This is a genomic window from Streptomyces sp. NPDC017991, assembly GCF_044328075.1.
Lineage (GTDB): Bacteria > Actinomycetota > Actinomycetes > Streptomycetales > Streptomycetaceae > Streptomyces.
In genome coordinates, this window is record NZ_JBIRGP010000006.1 from 476,864 (window position 1) to 497,977 (window position 21,114).

The following is a 21,114-nucleotide window of genomic DNA, read 5'->3' on the forward strand; positions in this document are numbered from 1 at the left end:
GTGGTACGCCCGGGGGACGACCCCCGGACCCCCGGCCGGCCGGTTCGCCGCTCGCCTTCGCGTCACAGCAGCCCCGCCGCCCGCGCCCAGCGGTACTTCGCACCGAGCACCGCCACCGGCTTCTCGGTGGTGTACGGGTAGGCCACGACCCCGTGCTCGTAGAGGTACTGGCAGGCCTCCTCGACCTCGACGTCGCCCGCGAGCGACGCCACGACGGGCTTCTCGATCCCGCGCTCCCTGAATTCGGCCACCACGCGCGCGGTGAGCTCGGCGAAGACCATGGGAGGGGTCACGATGGTGTGCCAGTAGCCGAGGACCAGCGAGTGGATCCGCGGGTCCTCAAGACCGAGCCTGATCGTCGCCTCGTACGTCGACGGAGGTTCGCCGCCCGTGATGTCCACCGGGTTGCCGGCGGCTCCGAAGGGCGGGATGAACTTCCGGAAGGACGCGTCCAGGTCCGGCGGGATCTCCATCAGGGAGAGGCCGTTGTCGGTCACCGCGTCGGACAGCAGTACGCCACTGCCGCCGGCGCCCGTGATGATCACGATGTTGTCGCCCCGGGGGGCCGGCAGCACCGGCAACCCGCGCGCGTACTCCAGCATCTCGTTCAGGCCGGGCGCCCTGATGACACCGGCCTGCTTCAGGATGTCCTCGTACACGGCGTCGTCGCCCGCGAGGGCACCCGTGTGCGAACCCGCCGCCTTGGCCCCCGCCGCCGTACGGCCCGCCTTCAGGACGATCACCGGCTTCTTGGGGACGGTCGCCCGCGCGGCCTCCACGAAGGCCCGCCCGTCCTTGAGGTCCTCCAGGTGCATCGCGATGCACTTGGTGTTGGGGTCCTCGCCGAACCAGGTCAGCAGGTCGTCCTCGTCGAGGTCCGACTTGTTGCCGAGCCCCACGATCGCGGAAACACCCGTCTTCGTAGTGCGCGCGAAGCCCAGGATGGCCATCCCTATGCCACCGGACTGCGAGGTGAGCGCGACGCCGCCCTTAACGTCGTACGGCGTGCAGAAGGTGGCGCAGAGGTCCTGCCACGTCGAGTAGTAACCGTAGATGTTCGGCCCGAGCAGCCGGACGCCGTACCGCTCGCCGATGGCCACGAGTTCGTCCTGGAGTCCCTGTTCACCGGTCTCCGCGAACCCGGAAGGGATCAGTACGGCGTTGGGGATCCCCTTGCGTCCCACCTCCTCCAGGGCCGAGGCCACGAACTTGGCCGGGATGGCGAAGACCGCCACATCCACCTCACCGGGAACGTCGGTGACACTCTTGTACGCCTTGCGGCCGAGAATGTCATCGGCCTTGGGGTTCACCGGATGGATCTCCCCGGAGAAACCGCCGTCGATGAGGTTGCGCATGACCGAATTGCCGATCTTGCCCTGTTCGTTGGAGGCACCGATCACGGCCACCGACGACGGCTGCATCAACCGGCGCATCGAGGTGAGGATCTCGTCGCGGCCGTACTTGCGGCGGGGCTTCGGCACCGACTCGGCGAGGATGACCCGGATGTCCGCGGCCATCGCGCCCTCCGGGGTGGCGATCACCGGGTTCAGGTCCACCTCGGCGATCTCGGGGAAGTCCGAGACCAGTTCGGAGACCCGCCGGATCTGCTCGGCGACGGCCCACCGGTCCACCGCCGGGGCGCCCCGCACCCCGCGCAGGATCTCCGCGGCCCGGATCGAGTCCAGCATCGACAGCGCCTCGTCCGGATCGACGGGCGCCAGCCGGAACGTGACGTCCTTCAGGACCTCGACCAGCACACCGCCGAGTCCGAACGCCACGACCTTCCCGAACGTCGGATCGGTCACCGCCCCGACGATCACCTCCTGCCCCTGGGGGAGCAGTTCCTGCACCTGTACGCCCTCGATACGGGCCTTCGCGTCGTACGCCCGGGCGTTTTCGATGATCTTGTGGAAGGCGGCACGTACGTCCGCCGCGCCCTCCACGCCGACGATCACGCCGCCCGCGTCCGTCTTGTGGAGGATGTCGGGAGAGACGATCTTCATCACGACGGGACCGCCGAAGCGCGCCGCGTACGCGACCGCCTCGTCGACGTCGGTCGCCAGCTCCTCACCCGGAACGGCGATCGCGTACGCGTCGGCGACCACCTTGCCCTCGGGAGCGGTCAGCGCCGTCCGTCCTGAAGCCCGCACGGCGTCGAGGAGCTTGCGTACCCTCAGCACCCGGTCTTCGGCCATCAATCAGATCACTCCGTTCGACTTGAGCAGGCGCAGCTCCTCGTCACCGAGCCCGAGCTCGCCGACGTACACCTCTTCGTTGTGCTCACCGAGCAGCGGCGAACTGGTCACGTCCACGGGGGAGTCGGAGAGCTTCAGCGGGCTGCCCACGGTCACGAAGTCGCCCCGCTCGGGGTGCGGCACCGTCACGACCATCTCGTTGGCGACCAGCGACTCGTCCTCGATGATCTCCTTGGTGGAGAGAATCGGGCCGCACGGGATGTTGTGGGCGTTGAGCTTCTCCAGCACCTGCCACTTGGGGAGCGTGGACGACCACTCCTCGATCAGCTGGAACATCTTCGTGAGCTGCGGCAGGCGGGCCTCCGGGGTCGCCCACTCGGGATCCTGCGCCAGCTCGGGCCGGCCGATCAGCTCGGAGAGCGGCTTCCAGCCGACGGGCTGCACGATCACATACACATAGTCGTTGGGGCCGCCCGGCGCGCACTTCACGGCCCAGCCTGGCTGGCCTCCACCGGACGCGTTCCCGGACCTGGGAACTTCGTCGCCGAAGTCGTCGTTGGGATATTCAGCCAGCGGCCCATGCCCGAGACGCTGCTGGTCCCGCAGTTTCACCCGGCACAGATTCAGTACCGCGTGCTGCATCGCCACGTTCACCCGCTGCCCGCGCCCCGTGTTCTCCCGCTGGAACAGGGCGGCGAGGATCGCGGCCACCGCGTGGATGCCCGTGCCCGAGTCACCGATCTGGGCTCCCGTCGCCAGCGGCGGCCCGTCCTCGAAACCGGTGGTCGACATCGACCCGCCCATGGCCTGAGCGACGACCTCGTACGCCTTGAAGTTGGTGTACGGGCCGTCCCCGAACCCCTTGATGGAGGCATAGACGATCCGCGGATTGATCTCCTGGATGCGGTCCCAGGTGAAGCCCATGCGGTCGACCGCGCCCGGTCCGAAGTTCTCGACCATGACGTCGGAGCGCCGGATCAGCTCGGTGAGGATCTCCTTGCCGCGCTCGGTCTTGGTGTTGAGGGTGATGCTCCGCTTGTTGCAGTTGAGCATCGTGAAGTAGAGGGAGTCGACGTCAGGGAGGTCGCGCAACTGCTTGCGCGTGATGTCCCCGGTCGGCGCCTCCACCTTGACGACGTCCGCGCCGAGCCAGGCGAGCAGCTGGGTGGCGGAGGGACCGGACTGGACGTGCGTCATGTCGAGGACACGGACGCCTTCGAGGGCCTTGGCCGAGGGCGCCGACGTCGCCGTGGGTATCGTCGCTGTCGTTGTGGTCAACGGTTCCACCTCACTTGTACATCGTCTGGTTCATGGTTCCGGGGGCGTACGCGTCCGGGTCGACCCAGACGTTGATGAGCGACGGCTTGCCCGACTCGCGGGCGCGCTGGAGGGCCGGGGCGATGTCGGCGGGGTCGCGGACCTCCTCGCCGTAACCGCCCAGCATCTGCGCGAACTTGTCGTAGTGGACGTCGCCGAGGGTGTTGCCGACGCGCTCGCGCTCCAGGCCGTACTTGGCGGCCTGGCCGTAGCGGATCTGGTTCATCGAGGAGTTGTTGCCGACGATGCCGACGAAGGGGAGGTCGTAGCGGACGAGGGTCTCGAAGTCCCAGCCGGTGAGGGAGAAGGCGCCGTCCCCGAAGAGGGCGACGACCTCCTTGTCGGGCCGCGCCTTCTTGGCGGCCAGCACGAACGGGATGCCGACGCCGAGCGTGCCGAGCGGGCCCGGGTCCATCCAGTGCCCGGGTGACTTGGGCTGCACGACCTGCCCGGAGAAGGTGACGATGTCGCCGCCGTCCCCGATGTAGATGGAGTCCTCGGTCAGGAAGTCGTTGATCTCGCTGACCAGCCGGTACGGGTGGATCGGCGAGGCGTCGGACTTCAGGCTCGGCAGCCGCTTCTCGATGGCGGTCTGCTCGGCGGCGCGCAGCTCGTCGAGCCACTCCTTGCGCTTCGACGCGCCTCCGTTGAGGCGTCCGGAAGCGGCCTCCGCGACCGACTTCAGGACCAGCCCCGGGTCCCCGACGATGCCGAGGTCGATGTCCCGGTTCTTGCCGACGGTCCGGTAGTCGAGGTCGATCTGCACGACGGTCGCGTCCGGCGACAGCCGCTTGCCGTAGCCCATGCGGAAGTCGAAGGGCGTGCCGACGATGACGATGACGTCGGCGTTGGTGAAGGCGTACCGGCGCGAGAGCTGGAAGTGGTGCGGGTCCCCGGGCGGCAGCGTGCCGCGTCCGGCGCCGTTCATGTAGGCGGGGATGTTGAGGGTGCGTACGAGGTCGATGGCGGACGCGGTGCCCCGGGTCGTCCACACCTGGCTGCCCAGCAGGATCGCCGGCTTCTCGGCGTGCACGAGGAGGTCGGCGAGCTTCTCGATGGCCTCGGGGTCACCGGCCGAGCGGGTCGAGGCCCGGTAGTGGCCGGCGGCGGGCACCCGGGCCTTCTCCACCGGCACCTTGGCGTCCAGGACATCGCGCGGGATCTCCAGGAACGACGGTCCTGGCGCCCCGTGGTAGCACTCGCGGAACGCCATGGACACCATGTCGGCGGCCCGCGCGGTGTCCGGCACGGTCGCCGCGAACTTGGTGATCGGCGTCATCATGTCGACGTGCGGCAGGTCCTGCAGGGACCCCATCTTGTGCTGGGAGTGGGCCCCCTGGCCGCCGATCAGCAGCATGGGGGACTCCGCGCGGAAGGCGTTGGCGACACCCGTCACGGCGTCGGTCGTGCCGGGGCCGGCGGTGACGACGGCGCAGCCGGGCTTGCCGGTGATGCGTGCGTAACCGTCGGCGGCGTGGGCGGCGACCTGCTCGTGGCGTACGTCGACGACCTCGATGCCCTCGTCGACGCAGCCGTCGTAGATGTCGATGATGTGGCCGCCGCAGAGCGTGTAGATGACCTCCACACCCTCCGCTTTGAGTGCCTTGGCGACCAGGTGCCCACCGGAGATGAGGTTCTGGCTGTTGTCGTCGGGCATGGCGAAGTCCTGTCCCTTCGTAGGGGATTGGGCGTGCGGAAACGCAGCTCATACGTGGTGCGCGCACCGTTCGTGGATGCCGTCGCGGTACATTGCATACAGTCGACGAATACTGTATGAAGCTTGTTATCCCGCATCCGGTGGGTGGTGTCCAGGGGGCGTGCGGCACTTTTAAGAGGGAGCCGAGATGGACCTGTTCGAGCACCAGGCAAGGGAACTCTTCGAAGAACACGGCATCTTGGTGCCGAGGGCCGAGGTCACCGACTCGCCCAAGGAGGCACGTGAGATGGCCCGCAGGCTCGGCGGCCGTGTGGTCGTCAAGGCACAGGTGAAGACCGGCGGACGGGGCAAGGCGGGCGGCGTGAAACTTGCCGCGGACCCGGCCGCCGCCGAACTGACCGCACGCCAGATCCTCGGTATGGACATCAAGGGCCACACGGTCGGCAAGGTGATGCTGGCCCAGCCGGTCGACATCGACAGCGAGTTCTACGTCAGTTACGTACTCGACCGCGCGGCCGGCCGGTTCCTCGCGATCGCCTCCGCCGAGGGCGGCATGGACATCGAGGAGGTCGCCGCCACCCGCCCCGACGCGGTGGCGCGCGTCCACATCGACCCGGCCGAGGGCGTCACCTCGGCGAAGGCCGCAGAGATCGCCGAGGCCGCGGGCCTGCCCCCGCAGACCGTCGACGTCCTGGTCAGGCTCTGGGACGTACTCATCCGTGAGGACGCCGTCCTCGTCGAGGTCAACCCCCTCGTCCGTACGGCACAGGGGCAGATCCTCGCCCTCGACGGCAAGATCACCCTCGACGACAACGCCCGCTTCCGGCAGGCACGTTGGGGCGGCCAGGAGACGGCGCACGACGACCCGCTGGAGGCGGCCGCCGCGGCCAAGGGCCTCAACTACGTGAAACTGGACGGCGAGGTAGGCGTCATCGGCAACGGCGCAGGTCTCGTCATGTCGACCCTCGACGTGGTCGCCGGCTGCGGCGCGCGTCCCGCCAACTTCCTCGACATCGGCGGCGGCGCTTCCGCCCAGATCATGGCCGACGGCCTCTCCGTCATCCTCTCCGACACCGCCGTCAAGTCGGTCTTCGTCAACGTCTTCGGCGGTATCACCGCCTGCGACGCGGTCGCCGACGGCATCGTGCAGGCCCTGGACACCGTCCAGTTGACCAAGCCGCTCGTCGTCCGCCTCGACGGAAACAACGCCGTACGAGGCCGCGCGATCCTCGACGACCGCGCGCACCCCCTGGTCCAGCAGGCCACCACCATGGACGGCGCCGCGCGCCGCGCCGCCCAACTCGCCGACGCAGCCTGAAGGAGCGGGACATGGCCATCTACCTCACCAAAGAGAGCAAGGTCCTCGTCCAGGGAATGACCGGCGGCGAAGGTATGAAGCACACCCGGCGCATGCTCGCCGCCGGCACCGACGTCGTCGGCGGCGTCAACCCGCGCAAGGCCGGCCGGAGCGTCGACTTCGACGACCGGGCCGTCCCCGTCTTCGGCTCCGTACGCGAAGGAATCGAGGCGACCGGCGCCGACGTCAGCGTCGTGTTCGTCCCACCGGCCTTCGCCAAAGCGGCAGTCGTCGAAGCCGCCGACGCCGGGATCGGTCTCGCCGTCGTCATCACGGAGGGCATCCCGGTCCACGACTCGGTCGCCTTCACGACCTACGCGAAGGCGAGGGGCACCCGGATCGTCGGCCCCAACTGCCCCGGCCTGATCACCCCGGGCCAGGCCAACGCGGGCATCATCCCCGCCGACATCACCAAGCCCGGCCGTATCGGCCTGGTCTCCAAGTCCGGCACGCTCACCTACCAGCTCATGTACGAGCTGCGGGACATCGGTTTCTCGACCTGCGTAGGCATCGGCGGTGACCCCGTCGTCGGCACCACCCATATCGACTGCCTCGCCGCCTTCCAGGACGACCCCGACACCGAACTCATCGTGCTCATCGGGGAGATCGGCGGCGACGCCGAGGAACGCGCGGCCGCGTACGTCCGCGACCACGTCACCAAACCCGTCATCGGCTACATCGCCGGCTTCACCGCCCCCGAGGGCAAGACGATGGGCCACGCCGGCGCCATCGTGTCCGGCTCCTCCGGCACGGCACAGGCCAAGAAGGAAGCGCTGGAGGCGGCGGGCGTACAGGTGGGCGGCACCCCGACCGAGACGGCCCGGCTGGTACTGGCCCGCCTCGAAGCGGAACGTGATGTCACTCATAGTTGACAGGCCATTACTTACGGACGCCGCGCTGTCTCGCTAGCGTCCCCGGTACGACGTCCCCGTGCCGGGTACGCACCGTCAGTGCTCCGGTATGCGGGACCAGCCATGAACGACCGCCCCCGACTGTGCACCGAGAGCGGAGCAACCGAATGGCACCCATCCTGACACCCACACCCACCCTCACCCTCAAAGCCCACACCTCGTGGACCGACGCCTGGCAGCGCTGTCTCGCCGTGGCGCCCGAGGCATTCCAGGACGACCGCGTCCGCAACCTCTGGGGCGCCGCCTGGCAGGCGGACGGCCGGGCGCTGCCCGCCACCAGCCCCGTCGACGGCAGCCCCATCGCCGGCCCGCCCCGACTGGACGGCGCCACGGCCCACCAAGCCGTCCGCGCCGCCCTCGACCACCACCGCGCCTGGCGCCACGTACCCCTCGAAGAGCGCCGGGCCCGGGTCGCGGCCACCCTCGACGCCCTCACCGAACACCGGGAACTGCTCGCCCTCCTCCTCGTCTGGGAGATCGGCAAGCCCTGGCGGCTCGCGCAGGCCGACGTCGACCGCGCCATCGACGGCGTGCGCTGGTACGTCGACGGAATCGAACCCATGCTTGCGGACCGGACCCCGCTGGACGGACCCGTGTCCAACATCGCGAGCTGGAACTACCCGATGAGCGTGCTCGTTCACGCAATGCTGGTACAGGCACTGGCAGGCAACGCGGTCATCGCCAAGACCCCGACCGACGGCGGCGTCGCATGCCTCACCCTGGCCTGCGCGCTCGCCGCCCGCGAAGGAATACCCGTCACCCTCGTCAGTGGCAGCGGAGGCGAACTGTCCCAGGCGCTCGTGCGCGCGCCCGAGATCGGCTGCGTCTCCTTCGTCGGCGGCCGGGACACGGGCGCCGCGGTGGCCACGGCCGTCGCCGACCTCGGCAAGCGACATGTACTCGAACAGGAGGGACTGAACACCTGGGGCATCTGGAATTACACCGACTGGGACGCGCTGACGGCCGCCGTCCCGAAGCTCTTCGACTACGGCAAGCAGCGCTGCACGGCCTACCCGCGCTTCGTCGTCCAGCGTGAGCTGTTCGACGAGTTCCTCGCGGCGTACCTCCCGGCCGTCGACACCCTCCGCGTCGGCCACCCACTGGCCGTCGAGCACCCCGACGACCCGTACCCGCAGTTGGACTTCGGGCCGGTGATCAACGCGGCCAAGGCGAAGGAACTGCACGACCAGGTCGCCGAGGCGATCGACCGCGGCGCCGTCCCACTGCACCGAGGCAAGCTCGGCGACGCCCGCTTCCTGCCCGGCCAGGACACCTCGGCGTACGTCCAGCCGGTCACGATCCTGAACCCGCCTCCGTCCTCCCCGCTCCACCACGCGGAACCCTTCGGCCCGGTCGACACCATCGTCCTGGTCGACACGGAGGCGGAGCTGCTGGCCGCGATGAACGCGTCGAACGGCGCGCTGGTCGCGACCCTGTCCACCGACGACGAGGCCACGTACAAGCGGCTGGCCCCGCAGATCCGCGCCTTCAAGGTCGGCCACGGGAAGCCCCGCTCCCGGGGCGACCGCGACGAGCTGTTCGGCGGTTTCGGCGCGTCCTGGCGCGGCGCGTTCGTCGGCGGCGAACTGCTGGTGCGCGCGGTCACGCACGGGCCGGCGGGGGAGCGGCTGCCGGGGAACTTCCCGGAGTACCACCTGATGCCGTGACCGGCCCCACCCGGACCGTAGTCTTTCGGTCACCCTGAGTGAGGTCGTAGAGCGTCGTCCGCGCCCCGGCGGGGTACCGCCGGGGCGCGGAAACGCAGGTGAAAGCCACTCCGAAAGCTTGGTATTGTTGTCCATGTCGCCGCGGGGAACACCCCCGTCCAGGCGGCAGACACCTAGTCCGGGTGGCGGAATGGCAGACGCGCTAGCTTGAGGTGCTAGTGCCCTTTATCGGGCGTGGGGGTTCAAGTCCCCCCTCGGACACCAGTACAACCAATACCAGTAACAGAGAACCACAGCGGTCAGTGGATGCCGCGTGGGGCCGGCAGCCCGCACGCGGCCGTGCCGCACACGGTCACCGCCGAGCGTTCTTCGGCACCGCGATCTGGTGCTCGCCCCAGCTCATCCGGGTCGTCGCCGAATAGTTCACCGTCGCGCCCGCGTCAAGACCGGCCTTCTCGGCCCTGGCGGACGGTTCGACCAGCACGCTCTGCTCAGCGAGCATCTCGCCGGTGGAGGGGTCCACGACCAGCCGCTGCGCCACCCTCCCCAGCGGGGTCGACGGCGTACCGGGGAAGGTGAAGCCGACGCCCTCGCGCCCCAGCGGATCGGTGACGCGCCCCAGTCCGCGGACGCCGGGCAGTTCCGCCATCACCCGGTACGCGGCCGCCCGGACGGCGGGCTCGACGGGCATCGTGATGAGGTCGGCCGCCTGCCGCAGTACGTACGCCGTGCGGCCGTCACTGGTGTCGGCGCCGCTGTCCCGCGCGTACAGCCTCTCCAGCTCCCGACGCAACTCCCCACTGTCGGAAGGCAGTTCACGCAAGTCCTGATAGGTGATGTTCTGCGGACCGAGGGCGTAGATCTTGTCGTCGGCGTCCGTGCGCATGACCATCGGCCGCCGGGTTCCCATCGTGTAACCCAGCGTGCCGCCTTCCTCGTTGCCGGCGACCTCGGCCTGCAGCGTCTCGGGGGAGCCGGCGGCCCGCCAGCGTGCCTCGTCCGCCTTGGTGCGGGGCTCGGTCACGCCGTCCAGACCGGAGACCATCAGGCTCCGGGTTCCCGGGCGCACACCCACCGACCACTTGTCGGTCGACGTGGTGCGCACGGCGAGGAGCTGCTCCTTGTCTCCCGTCGCGGCGACGACGTTCACGTCCTCCGAGCGCGTGGTGGTCTGCCAGTACGTTCCTTCGGCGGCCGGCGTCTCCGCCTTCTTCGCCACGCTGAGCAGTTCGAGGCGGCCGTCCACGCGGACGTCACCATCGGCGCCCGGCTCCGCGGCGGCGGACGAGGACTGCGGGGCCGTGCCCGCGCGCACGCCCGAAGAATCCCGGTCGAGCGTGGTCACCACCACCGCGGACGCCGCGACCGCGGTGAGGGCGGCTACGGCCCCGAGGGGTCGGATCCCGCCCCACAGCGGCCCCCGCGCTCCAGGGCGTGCCGGGCGACTGTCCGTCGTTCGGGCCAGGATGCGGGCCAGGTCCTCGCGCTGACGACGGGAGTTCGCCAGCCGCGACGGGTCCAGTTCGTCGGGCCGGGCGTCCGCGAGCACCTTCATGACGTCGGGCCGCTGGGGCCGTTCGTGGGTGTTCTTCATGTGAGTGCTCCTCTGCGTTCTGCGCGATCGGTTCGATCGCTTCGATCAGTGCGGTGCGGGTCGTGCGGGTGGTGCGAGTGATGCGGGTGGTGCGGAGCCTGTGTGCGGGGTGCCGGATAAGCACCTGCCGAGTACGCCGGTTCCAGGGCCTTCTCCAGACGGCGGCGGGCCCGGTGCAGCCTGACGGTCAGCGTCGCGGTGGTGCAGCCCAGCACCCGCGCGGCCTGCTTGGTGCTCAGTCCGTGCCAGGCGATGAGCGTCAGCAGTTCCCGGTCGGCGTCCGACAGACCCGCCAGGGCCTGCAACGCGGCTGCCCGGTCGGTCACGTCCGCCGCGACATCGCCGACCTCGGCCTGGGCACCGCTGCCGATGCGCCGTGCCTCCTCGGCGGCGAGCATGTACTGGTGGCTGTCCCGGCGGCGCATCTCGCGCACCAGGTTGCGGGCGACCCCCAGCAGCCAGGGCAGCGCGGGCTGCGGTATGTCCCGCACCCGCCGCCAGGCCACGGTGAACGTCTCGCTGGTGATGTCCTCTCCTACCTGCCGCCCCACCAGGCTGGTGGTGTAGGCGAGGACGCGTGGATAGCACTCCTCATAGATGTCCCGGAAGCGTTGGGCATGGGTCACGCGCCGTCCCCTCTTGTCGGCTCTCTCACCAAGCAATGCGCGCGGAGGCCCACTTCTTACAGGGGGATCAGAAATTCATGCGCTGCGGCCCCGGGGCGGCACATGCGGAAGCGGGGCCCGGCGTACCGGGCCCCGCGCGCGCAGCGACATGGTGCGGCGAACACCGTCCGGTCCGCACCGAGCAGTCCAGCCCAGCCCTGCCCGGGCACTCCCCAGTGCTGCCCGGACAGGGCTGAACGGTTCCGGCGGAGGCGGGGGGAAGTTGCTGAAGCCGGTCGAGCCCCGGGCCGGTGTCCACAGCTTGACGGGCGGTGCGGTGCACGGGCAATCGTTTCAGTACAGGCTGAAAACCGCAGGTCGCGACGGTGCCCGCGAGACGTCGCGCGAGTTCGTGCGAGGAGCGCCGAAAGACGCCCGTCGCGGCCCCCGCAGCCGGGCCCGGGCTTCTTCGCCGAGCTGTCGTTCCGACGTCAGTTCCCACCGCTATGCTCGCCGGTGTTCGAGTGATACATGGGGCCGGTGGCGAGGAAGCCGTCGGGAGGGGCGTGAGGCGGGCGTGTTGTCCGGCAGTGATGATCAGCAGGGTGCGGCGCACGCGGCACGGGGTGCCGGGCGTCTGATCGCGGGTCGGTACCGGCTGACCGACCAGCTAGGCAGGGGCGGCATGGGCACCGTCTGGCGGGCCCACGACCAACTGCTCGCGCGGGATGTCGCGGCCAAGGAGCTGCACGTCTTCACCCAGGGCGACGAGGACCACCGCGTATGGCTGCGCCGTGCCGTGCGGGAGGCGCGGGTGGTGGCCAGGGTGCCGCACCCGCATGTGGTCGGGGTCCACGACCTCGTCGAGTACGAGGACCGGCTGTGGATCGTCATGGAGCTGATCGACGGTCCTTCCCTCGCCCAACTCATCGCGCGGAACGGCCCGTTGGAACCGACGCGGGTCGCCGCACTGGGGGCGCAACTGCTCGGCGCGCTCGACGCCGTGCACGCCGCCGGAGCCCTGCACCGGGACGTCAAGCCGGCCAACGTCCTGCTCCGCCGCGACGGCAGCGCGGTCCTGACGGACTTCGGCATCGCCGTCCTCGACGACGGCGAGGCGCTCACCAACTCCGGTGAATTCGCCGGCTCCGTCGAGTACATGGCGCCCGAACGTGTCAACGGCGGTGTGGTCGGCCCCGCTTCGGACCTGTGGGCGCTGGCCGCGACACTCGTCACCGCCGCCACCGGGGCGTCACCCTTCCGGCGCCCCGGGCACGCGGCCACCCTGCACGCCGTCGCGTACGAACAGCCCAATCTCCCGGCGCGGTTGGGTCCGCTGCTCCCGGCCGTGGAGGCGCTGCTGCGCAAGGCGCCCGAGGAGCGGCCCTCCATCCCTGACGCGACGACCGCTCTGCGGCACGCCGCCGAGGGGCTCGCGGCCGACCCGAGGTCGCTGCCGTCGGCCACCGTCCGGATAGCGATCCAGGCCGGAGTCTCCCTCGCGGACGCGGAGACCAGGACCCGTCAGCACGTCCCGTGGACGGATCACGCGCCACCCACTTCGCGGTACGACGCCGCGACCGCCTCCGCGTTGATGCGCAGGGACGAGAGCCGGCGTGACAGAAGGGTCCTGGGGCTGGTGGTCTCCTCGGTCGCCCTCGTCTTCGCGGGGACCGCTCTCGGCCTCTTCCTCGCGGGGGTTCCGCCGTTCGAACGGTCCGCCCAGGCCGACGCCTCGGACGGCAAGGAACCGGGAAGCGAAGCCGGTATCTCCCTGCCGGCCGGTACGCCCCTTCCTGCCGGTACGCCCCTGCCGGCGACGCCCGTCGTCAACGAGTCGGTGGTCCATGGCGCCGAGGGCTGGCAGCGGGTCACCGACACGCCCATCCAGTCCGGCGACACCGTCACCGTCCGCTTCACCTCGGGGCAGTGGACCGTCGACGATCCCGAGATGCCACTGACAGGACCGGACGGCTACGACGCCGAGACCGACAAGTCGCTCGACTTCGCCGCGGCGGACTGCAAGGTCAACGAGTCGGCTCCCTTCGGCGCGCTCCTCGGGCGTTTCACCGAGGCCGGGGAGGGCGAGGAGAGTCACATCGTGGGCAAGCAGTGGACCTTCGAGGCGGCGGCCGGGGGCACGCTCGAACTGCGCATCAACGACGGCGACGACGGCTGCGTCGCCGACAACTCGGGCGACCTCTCGGTGACGGTGACTGTCGCCAAGGGCGCCTAGATGTACGGCACTTCGGTCCCGTACAGCTCGGTCCCGTACAGTCTCGTACCCGGCGCCCCCGCCTCACCGGTGATCCTGCACGTACCGCACTCCGCACGGACGGTCCCCGCGGACGTACGGACCGGCATCGTGCTCGACGACGCCGCGCTGGAAGGGGAGTTGGACCACATCACCGACTCGCACACCGCGCGGATCGCCGCGCAGGCCGCCGCCCGGTGCGCGGCCCGGCCCGCCGCGGAACCCTGGCGATTCGTCAACCAGTTGTCCCGCCTGGTCGTCGACCCCGAACGCTTCCCCGACGAACGGGAGGAGATGCGGGCGGCGGGCATGGGAGCGGTCTACACCCGCACCACACACGGCGAGCCGCTCCGACCGCACGACGTTCCGGGCGCCGCGGTCGAACAACAGCTCCTGGACCGCTACTTCCACCCCTACGCCGCCGCCATGACCGACGCCGTGACACAGCGGCTGGCTGCAGTCGGGCGAGCCGTGGTCATCGACGTGCACTCCTATCCCACGGACCGGCTGCCGTACGAACTCCACGGCGACGGCCCCCGCCCGCCCGTCTGCCTCGGAAGCGACGCCTTCCACACCCCGCCCGGCCTTCTCGCCCACGCCGAGAAGACCTTCACCGGCTTCGGCGGCACGGGCATCAACAGCCCCTTCGCCGGAACGTACGTCCCGCTGAAGTACTACGGCACCGACCGGCGGGTCAGCGCCCTGATGATCGAGATCCGCCGGGACGTCTACATGACCGAGCCGGGCGGGCCGGCGGGGGCGGGCCTCGCCCAGGTGGCGGCGGCGCTGGCGGAACTGGTCGAGACGGTGGCCGGAGAGCTTGAGGCCTGAGATGGCGATCGAGCGGTTCATCGGCATCGACCTGGCCTGGGCGCACGGCGGAACCCGCAGGCACAACGAGACGGGTGTCGCCGCCGTCGACGGTTCCGGCGCGGTCATCGACTGAGGCTGGACCCGCGGCCTCGACGATACGACGGAACGGCCGGCCGGGGCGGCCGACGACGGATCGACCCTGGTCTTCGCCGACGCGCCGCTGGTCGTCGACCATGGAGCCCGGACGCGAATAACCCGGTGCGCCACGGCAGTTCGGTTCCCTACACTCGCCCCACAACGCGCGCCGCGCACCAGCGCGACGCGCCCCGTGACCATTGAGGGGAGCCCGGCCATGCGGTACCGCACCGCTGTCGTCGTTCCTCTGTCGCGGTACGAGGTGATCCTCGTGTCTCCGTGGAACCGGTGCGGGCTGCGCGGCTCGCACCGGATGCCCGTTTCGAACGTCTGACACGTCTGACACGTCTGACACGTCCGACCTGTCTGAGCGTCGTACGGGAATCGCGCCGACCCCATCCGGATCAGTCAGTCCTGGAAGGCCTTGGGCCGTGCGTACCGAACTCCATCTTCATCACCTCGATCAGCTTCATGACAACCGCGCCGCGCATCCCGCCGCCCCGCTGGATGCCGTCCGCAATCTCGGCATTCTCGCCCACGTCGACGCGGGCAAGACCACCGTCACCGAGCGGATCCTGTATGTCACCGGGACCACGCACAAGCGTGGTGAGGTGCATGACGGGACGACCGTCACCGACTTCGACCCGCAGGAACGTGACCGCGGCATCACCATCTTCGCCGCCGCCGTCAGTTGTGACTGGGACGGGCATCGCGTCAACCTGATCGACACTCCGGGGCACGTCGACTTCTCCGACGAGGTCGTACGGTCGCTGCGCGTGCTGGACGGGGCGGTGGCGGTGTTCGACGCCGTCGCGGGGGTGGAACCGCAGAGCGAGTCGGTGTGGCGGCAGGCCGACCGGTTCGGGGTGCCGCGGATCGCCTTCGTCAACAAGCTGGACCGGGCTGGGGCCGACCTCGACTCGGCGGTCGCGTCCATCCGGGAGCGGCTGCATCCGGCGCCGCTGGTCGTGCAGTTGCCCATCGGCTCGGAGGACGGGTTCCGCGGAGTCGTCGACCTGGTGCGTATGCGGGCGCTGGTCTGGGCCGAGGGGGCCGCGGGCGCCGAAGGGATCGGCGGGGTCGAAGAAGGGCCCGTGCCCGCAGCCCTGTCGGAGGAGGCGGGTCGGCGGCGACGACTGCTGGAGGAGGCCGTCGCGGAGCTTCACCCGGGCGCCCTGGAGGAGTTCTGTACGCCGGCGGGTCTCTCCGCGCGGACCCTCGCGGGCGCGCTGCGCGACCTGACCCGTACCGGTGACGGTGTGGTCGTGCTGTGCGGCTCGGCCTACCGCAACCGGGGCATCGAGCCGCTGCTGGACGCCGTGGTCGCGTATCTGCCCTCACCGTCGGACGTGCCCGCCGTACGCGGCACGCTGGACGGGGCCGAGCAGGTGCGGGCCGCCGATCCGGACGCGCCGTTCGCGGCCCTGGCGTTCAAGGTGAACGCCACCGCCACCGGGCGGCTGACCTGTCTGCGGGTGTACTCGGGGACGATCCGGAAGGGAGAAGTGGTGGCCGTGCGGGACGCGGGTGCGACGCGCACCGAACGGATCGGCCGGATCCTGCGGGTCCAGGCCGACCGGCACGCCCAGCTGGACCGGGCCGTGGCCGGGGACATCGTCGCCGTGGTCGGACTGAAGTCCGCCCGCGCGGGATCGACCCTGTGCGCACCCGGCGCCCCGCTGGTCCTCGAACCGCCGGGCACCGCCGAACCCGTCGTCTCGGTCGCGGTCGAGGCACGGACGAGCACGGACACGGATCGCCTGGCGGCGGCGCTGGCACGGCTCGTGGAGGAGGATCCGTCGCTGGTGGTGCGGACCGATGACGAGACCGGGCAGACCGTGCTGTCCGGCATGGGCGAACTGCATCTGGAGGTGGCGGTGGAGAAGATCCGCCGCGCCCAGGGGCTGGACATCCGGGTCGGCCGACCGAGGGTGGCCTACCGGGAGACGGTCGTACGCGGAGTGGCCGGGCTGGCCTACCGGCATGTCAAACAGGACGGCGGGGCAGGTCAGTTCGCCCATGTCGTGCTGGACGTGCAGCCGTTGGAGGGGGACGCCGGTCGTGAGGACGGAGGCAGCGCGACCGGGTTCGAGTTCCGGTCGGCCGTCGTCGGCGGCCGGGTGCCGCGGGAGTTCGTACGGGCTGTGGAGGCCGGCTGCCGGGACGCGCTGAGTGAAGGTCCGCTCGGCGGTCATCCCGTGACGGGGCTGCGGGTCGTCCTGCGGGACGGGGCGACCCACTCGAAGGACTCCTCGGAGATGGCGTTCCGGACGGCCGGACGGCTCGCCCTCCGCGAGGCGTTGCGGGCGAGCGTGCTGGCGGTGCTGGAACCGGTGGTCGAGGTCACGGTCACCGCTCCCGACGAGGCCGTGGGCGGCGTCCTCGGCGACCTGGCGGCACGGCGCGGCCGGGTCACCGGATCGACCACGCGGGCGGGTGCGGCCGTCGTCACCGCCACCGTGCCGCTGGCCGAACTGTTCGGCTACGCGACGCGGCTGCGAAGCCGCACGCAGGGCCGGGGGGTCTTCACCACCCGTCCCACGGGGTACGCCCCGGCGCCGGGGCCGGGCGAGGGGCCGCCCGCGCCCCGGTAGTCCGGACGGGCTCCGGAGGGGGCGCGTCCCATGGGATACGCCCTGGCGCCGGGGCCGGGCGGGAGACGCCCGCGCCCAGGTGGTCCGGACGGGATCCGGAGTGGGGGCCGCGCGCGCTCCGGAGCAGGCGTCGGGTGCGGGGCAGCCGACGGGCCCCGGACGGCCCCGACGGCGGTCCCGACCATGCGTGGGCGGGACAGCCGTTCACCGGGCGGGCTTCAGCGGAGTGCGTCCCGCAGTAGTCGCGCGTTCTTCATCAGCAGGCTCGAACCCTTGCGGTCGGCCGTCGCCGTGACCTCGGTGATCTCCCCCTTCGCCCCGCAGCGCGACACGCATTCCACGGCGAGCGCCAGCAGTTCACCCACGCCCCGGACCGGTGTGCCGCGCAGCAGGCCGGGCAGGGCTGCTGCCAGGACGGTCCACACCGTGGCGTACGCACCCGTCTCGGCGGCGGCCCGCAACGACTCGGCCGCCCGGCTCGGGCTGGGCCATTCGTCGTTCAGCAACGCCTCCAGCTGCCGTCCGAGCAGCCCGCCGTCCAACTGCCCCCGTGCGGCCAGCACCAGCAGGGTGTCCACCACCGCGTCGGTGTCCATGCGCCAGATCAACCCGAAGGCCACGGCCAGGTGCACCGAGTAACCCGCCGGACCTCCGGACTCCGCGACGAGCGGCAGGACGCGCGGCCACCCCGTCTGGGACATGCGCGGCTCGAAGTAGTCGCGCGCCATCAACTCCTCGCGGTGGTGCGGCAACTGGGCGACCCAGAAGGGCCGGATCGGGTCGGCGAGGCCGTTGTTGCCGGCGTACGGCCCGACCAGCGCCGCCGCGGCCGACGGGAACCCGGGGTCGAGGGCCACCCCGGGGCGCGCGGGTGTCCACCACCCCTGCGAGGCGGGCTTCGGCGGCTTGCAGTGGGGCCAGCCCTCCGGTTCCGAGTCCTGGTGCGGAAGCCCGCCCTCGCGCAGCCAGTGCGCCAGCCGCCGGCCGGCGGGGGAGTCGAGAGCCCCGGCCGCGCGGAGCACCTCGTCGTCCGCCGTCGGGGTGACCCGCAGCAGGGCCTGGGCCAGGTCGACCGGCGCGGGCGTGATGCCCAGGCCGGCGAGCGCCGAGATCCGTTCCAGTAGTACGGCGGCGTCCAGTGCGCCGGTGGAGAGGGTCGGCACGGCCAGCAGGAACGGCTGGGTGCCGGACTCGACGATCTCCATCGCCTCGGCCAGCCGTGCGGCGAGCATCGAACCGGCCAGCGAGAAACTGCTGCTCGGGCGAGTCCGGCCTAGGTGGACGACCCGGTGCAGCAGGCCGACCCGGGACCTCGGTTCGTCGCCCCGCACCGTGGCCGCCACGTCGTAGAGGTCCGCCTGCACCCAGTCGTAGGCGTCCTTCGGACGGTGGCGCATGACCGGCTCCAGTGCCTCGGACAGCGCGGTCCGGTCCACATGGGCGTGGCGGACCAGGCCGTCCAGTGCGCGCTCGAAGGCCACCACGTCCTGGTCGTTCGCGACGACCGCCGCCACCTCGTGCGCGACCTCGGTGACTGTTGCCATGGGCTCCGGCACCGGGCTCGGCAGCGGCACGGGAGGCAGTGTGTCCGCGTACGCCTCGCTGACGACGACCTGTGGTGTGCCGTCCACGTCCTGCTGTGCGCCGAACAACTCGCCCGCACGCGCCGCGAGCCCGGGGCTGAGCCGTTCGGCGGCCGTCCGTAACTCCGGGAGAACCGACTCCCCGGCAGCCTTGATGTGACGAGCCGTCAGGGTTAGTGCGTGCTCCTGCAGCGCCAGGTCCCGGTGTCCGAAGGTGATGGCCATGTCGACGAGCGACCTGTCCGCGCGCGCCGGGTCCCGCCGGATCGCGCGGTCGAGCCAGGTCAGCTGGGCGCGGACCAGCTTCTTCTCGGGACGGAGCAGGACCCGTACGCACGCCTCGGTGCGGGCGTCGGGCTCCAGCAGCCCCGACTCGTCCAAGGCGGTCAGGATCTCCTGGGCGTAGGCGGCCACCGGCAACGACCGGTCGAGCAGCGCCAGATGGTCCCGTACCAGGAGCGCGTTCTCGGCCGGGGCGGAGTTCAGGGCCCGCAGGAACGCCAGGAAGGGCGCGGTCTCCACGCGCGTGCCGTCGTCCAGCAGGTGCCCGAGCAGCTGCCCGGCCAGCGCGGCGCGCGCGGGGGCCACCCGGGCGTGTTCGGCCGGGGTGAGCGCGAGTGCCTCCAGCATGGCCGCCGCCTGGGCTCCTCCCGGCGGATCACGGACCATGTCCGCGAAGAGGTTGTCGACCAGTTCGCCGCGGTCGGCGAAGCCCTCGGCGGTGAGGGCGACGAGAGCTTCCAGCAGCCACACCGCACGGCCGAAGACGATACGCCCCGGTCTTTCCACGGCCAGGGGGACGAGTTTCGGGGTGAAGGCGTCCGCGCGCAGCCGCTCCAGGAGGTCGGCGCCCGGTGCCCCGCCCAGTACCCGCGCGGGCCGCTCCCGGTTGTTGGCGCGGTTGAGCAGCCAGGCCAGGACGAACTTCCGGGAGGCCGGCGGCGGGCAGCCGGTGTCGTGGACGAGGTGTTCGGTGATCGTGTACAGCGTGTCCGAGGCCGTCGCCCGTTCGCCGAGGCGTGCGACCAGCTCGGCGCGCCAGGCGGCGGGGTGCAGGTTCAGCACGTCCACCGTCCAGGTGTCCACCTTGAAGTACCGGTACGTCAGGAGCCAGGACGCCGCGGCCTCGGGGGTGACCTGGCAGCCCAGTTCGGCGGCGAACAGGGATGCCCTCACCTCCGCGGTGTTCGCCCGCCGGGAGATCGCCTCGCGGAGGGCCGCCAATCCGGCCGCGCACGCCCCGCGCCGCTCCGGCGGCAGGGCGCCCAGCTCCCGGACCACTCCGGCGACGTCGCCGGCCTCTACAAGTTCGACCAGCTTCATCGTGCCGCTTTCGTCGCTTACGTGTGGGTAAGTAGGCCCAGGTCATGGTGAGTTGAGCCACATGGACACGCTAGGGCCGCGCACCGACAGGACGAAGAAAACGTTCAGACGGCAACGATCGAGGTGTGAGCGGGGCGGTGGTCCGGGGTGGCGGCCCTACGTGGAGCCGTCCAGATCTGAGACTCGCCGTCTCGCCGGCCGAGATGTATGTTTGACATTAGGTGACCTTATGAACGATAAAGGACATGCTTTGACCATCTATTAACGATCCGTGTTCGTGCCGTCATCCCGCTGTCCTGTCATCACCGCTGTCCCGTCGTCCAGGCGTCCCGTCGGCGATCCGGGATCGTTGCTGCCCTCCTAGTCGAATGAGTCCGCCGTGTCCCAGCCCACCGCCGCCCCGGCCTCCGTCGACCCCGGGGAGGAGTGGAAGGCCTGGCGTGCCGAGCGCCACCGCTCGCTCACCTCGCCGGCCGGCAACCTCGCCCTCGTCGAGACCCGCTGGCTGCCCGCGGGCGAGCAGCCCGACACCGAGGCGGCCCGCGCGGGTCAGCCGGACAGCGTGACGGTCACCACGCTCCGGCGCACCGACCTCGTCACCGGCGAACCCGAGCACGGCCTGCGCCTCTGGGACGCGGAATCGCCCGCCATCCGTCACTTCGACGGCGTCACCGCCTTCCCGTACGACCCGGCGTGGGTCCTGGAGGCGACCTACACCCCCGTGCCCGGCGCCCGCCGCGTCGCCTTCGAGCACCTCCGGGACAACGGCGGCACCCGCGAACTGGTCGTTCCGGGCGACATCACGCTCACCGTCGACGGCCGCGAGTACACCCTCAGCGCCTTCGACGACGACGGCACCCTGCTCCTCGTCTTCGGCGATCCCACGAACGGGGACACCACCTACGGCGCCGGCCGCTTCCTGTTCGTACGGCGTACCCAGGACGACAACCGGGTGATCCTCGACTTCAACCGGGCCTTCGTGCCGCCCTGCGGGTTCTCCGATCAGTACAACTGTCCGATGCCGCCGCGGCAGAACCGCTTCCACCTGGCCGTCGAGGCCGGCGAGAAGCTTCCCCTCTTCCGCGACGGCTTCCCGGCCCAGCACTGAT

At 70.8% G+C, this 21,114-nt stretch carries 13 protein-coding genes and 1 tRNA gene; 8 read left to right on the forward strand and 6 right to left on the reverse strand.

From position 1 onward, the window contains the following. Window positions 1-62: 62 nt before the first annotated feature. Genes ACH4DZ_RS20860 through ACH4DZ_RS20870 form a run of 3 tightly spaced genes read right to left on the reverse strand, consistent with a single transcriptional unit; the run spans window position 63 to window position 5,169 of the window. Window positions 63-2,195: an acetate--CoA ligase family protein gene (locus ACH4DZ_RS20860; RefSeq protein WP_398288677.1), complete on the reverse strand. Its 2,133-nt coding sequence runs from the start codon at window positions 2,193-2,195 to the stop codon at window positions 63-65. A 3-nt stretch (window positions 2,196-2,198) separates the two neighbouring features. Beyond that, window positions 2,199-3,473, reverse strand: coding sequence for a formyl-CoA transferase (gene frc, locus ACH4DZ_RS20865; protein ID WP_398288678.1), 1,275 nt, complete (start codon window positions 3,471-3,473; stop codon window positions 2,199-2,201). 10 nt (window positions 3,474-3,483) lie between these two features. Then, a complete protein-coding gene (locus ACH4DZ_RS20870; RefSeq protein WP_398288679.1) occupies window positions 3,484-5,169 on the reverse strand; it encodes a thiamine pyrophosphate-binding protein in 1,686 nt (561 codons plus the stop codon). A 187-nt stretch (window positions 5,170-5,356) separates the two neighbouring features. On the opposite strand from ACH4DZ_RS20870, the gene sucC reads away from it, so the two are divergent. The 4 genes from sucC to ACH4DZ_RS20890 all read left to right on the forward strand — a co-directional run bounded on the left by sucC (window position 5,357) and on the right by ACH4DZ_RS20890 (window position 9,368). Continuing rightward, the gene (gene sucC, locus ACH4DZ_RS20875) at window positions 5,357-6,487 is read left to right on the forward strand and encodes an ADP-forming succinate--CoA ligase subunit beta (RefSeq protein WP_398288680.1); all 1,131 of its coding nucleotides are present in this window, start codon (window positions 5,357-5,359) and stop codon (window positions 6,485-6,487) included. An 11-nt stretch (window positions 6,488-6,498) separates the two neighbouring features. Then, entirely contained in the window at window positions 6,499-7,398 is a 900-nt protein-coding gene (sucD, locus tag ACH4DZ_RS20880; RefSeq protein WP_398288681.1) for a succinate--CoA ligase subunit alpha, read from the forward strand. A 146-nt stretch (window positions 7,399-7,544) separates the two neighbouring features. After that, window positions 7,545-9,104 carry an aldehyde dehydrogenase family protein gene (locus ACH4DZ_RS20885; RefSeq protein ID WP_398288682.1) on the forward strand — a complete coding sequence of 520 codons (1,560 nt, stop codon included), beginning with the start codon at window positions 7,545-7,547 and terminating at the stop codon, window positions 9,102-9,104. A 176-nt stretch (window positions 9,105-9,280) separates the two neighbouring features. Beyond that, window positions 9,281-9,368, forward strand: a tRNA-Leu gene (locus tag ACH4DZ_RS20890). 88 nt (window positions 9,369-9,456) lie between these two features. Here ACH4DZ_RS20890 and ACH4DZ_RS20895 read toward each other — a convergent pair. Beyond that, complete coding sequence (locus tag ACH4DZ_RS20895) at window positions 9,457-10,698, reverse strand: CU044_5270 family protein (RefSeq protein ID WP_398288683.1); 1,242 nt, start codon at window positions 10,696-10,698, stop codon at window positions 9,457-9,459. Further along, window positions 10,695-11,324 carry an RNA polymerase sigma factor gene (locus ACH4DZ_RS20900; RefSeq protein WP_398288684.1) on the reverse strand — a complete coding sequence of 210 codons (630 nt, stop codon included), beginning with the start codon at window positions 11,322-11,324 and terminating at the stop codon, window positions 10,695-10,697. The genes ACH4DZ_RS20895 and ACH4DZ_RS20900 overlap by 4 nt, the downstream gene beginning before the upstream one ends. Window positions 11,325-11,472: 148 nt before the next feature. On the opposite strand from ACH4DZ_RS20900, the gene ACH4DZ_RS20905 reads away from it, so the two are divergent. The 3 genes from ACH4DZ_RS20905 to fusA all read left to right on the forward strand — a co-directional run bounded on the left by ACH4DZ_RS20905 (window position 11,473) and on the right by fusA (window position 17,099). Further along, the gene (locus ACH4DZ_RS20905) at window positions 11,473-13,539 is read left to right on the forward strand and encodes a serine/threonine-protein kinase (RefSeq protein ID WP_398288685.1); all 2,067 of its coding nucleotides are present in this window, start codon (window positions 11,473-11,475) and stop codon (window positions 13,537-13,539) included. Next, the gene (locus tag ACH4DZ_RS20910; RefSeq protein ID WP_398288687.1) at window positions 13,540-14,388 is read left to right on the forward strand and encodes an N-formylglutamate amidohydrolase; all 849 of its coding nucleotides are present in this window, start codon (window positions 13,540-13,542) and stop codon (window positions 14,386-14,388) included. Window positions 14,389-15,008: 620 nt separating this feature from the next. Then, a complete protein-coding gene (fusA, locus tag ACH4DZ_RS20915) occupies window positions 15,009-17,099 on the forward strand; it encodes an elongation factor G (RefSeq protein WP_398288764.1) in 2,091 nt (696 codons plus the stop codon). A gap of 218 nt (window positions 17,100-17,317) precedes the next feature. Here fusA and ACH4DZ_RS20920 read toward each other — a convergent pair whose 3' ends face one another. Beyond that, entirely contained in the window at window positions 17,318-20,005 is a 2,688-nt protein-coding gene (locus ACH4DZ_RS20920) for a DUF6493 family protein (protein WP_398288688.1), read from the reverse strand. 379 nt (window positions 20,006-20,384) lie between these two features. On the opposite strand from ACH4DZ_RS20920, the gene ACH4DZ_RS20925 reads away from it, so the two are divergent. Next, window positions 20,385-21,113, forward strand: coding sequence for a DUF1684 domain-containing protein (locus ACH4DZ_RS20925; protein ID WP_398288689.1), 729 nt, complete (start codon window positions 20,385-20,387; stop codon window positions 21,111-21,113). Window position 21,114: the final 1 nt, after the last annotated feature.

Coding starts and splice junctions, on each gene's coding strand:
- ACH4DZ_RS20860 (WP_398288677.1), bottom strand. CDS start 2,195: ATGGCCGAAGACCGGGTGCTGAGGGTACGCAAGCTCCTCGACGCCGTG.
- ACH4DZ_RS20870 (WP_398288679.1), bottom strand. CDS start 5,169: ATGCCCGACGACAACAGCCAGAACCTCATCTCCGGTGGGCACCTGGTC.
- sucC (WP_398288680.1), top strand. CDS start 5,357: ATGGACCTGTTCGAGCACCAGGCAAGGGAACTCTTCGAAGAACACGGC.
- sucD (WP_398288681.1), top strand. CDS start 6,499: ATGGCCATCTACCTCACCAAAGAGAGCAAGGTCCTCGTCCAGGGAATG.
- ACH4DZ_RS20885 (WP_398288682.1), top strand. CDS start 7,545: ATGGCACCCATCCTGACACCCACACCCACCCTCACCCTCAAAGCCCAC.
- ACH4DZ_RS20895 (WP_398288683.1), bottom strand. CDS start 10,698: ATGAAGAACACCCACGAACGGCCCCAGCGGCCCGACGTCATGAAGGTG.
- ACH4DZ_RS20905 (WP_398288685.1), top strand. CDS start 11,473: ATGGTGCGGCGAACACCGTCCGGTCCGCACCGAGCAGTCCAGCCCAGC.
- ACH4DZ_RS20910 (WP_398288687.1), top strand. CDS start 13,540: ATGTACGGCACTTCGGTCCCGTACAGCTCGGTCCCGTACAGTCTCGTA.
- ACH4DZ_RS20920 (WP_398288688.1), bottom strand. CDS start 20,005: ATGAAGCTGGTCGAACTTGTAGAGGCCGGCGACGTCGCCGGAGTGGTC.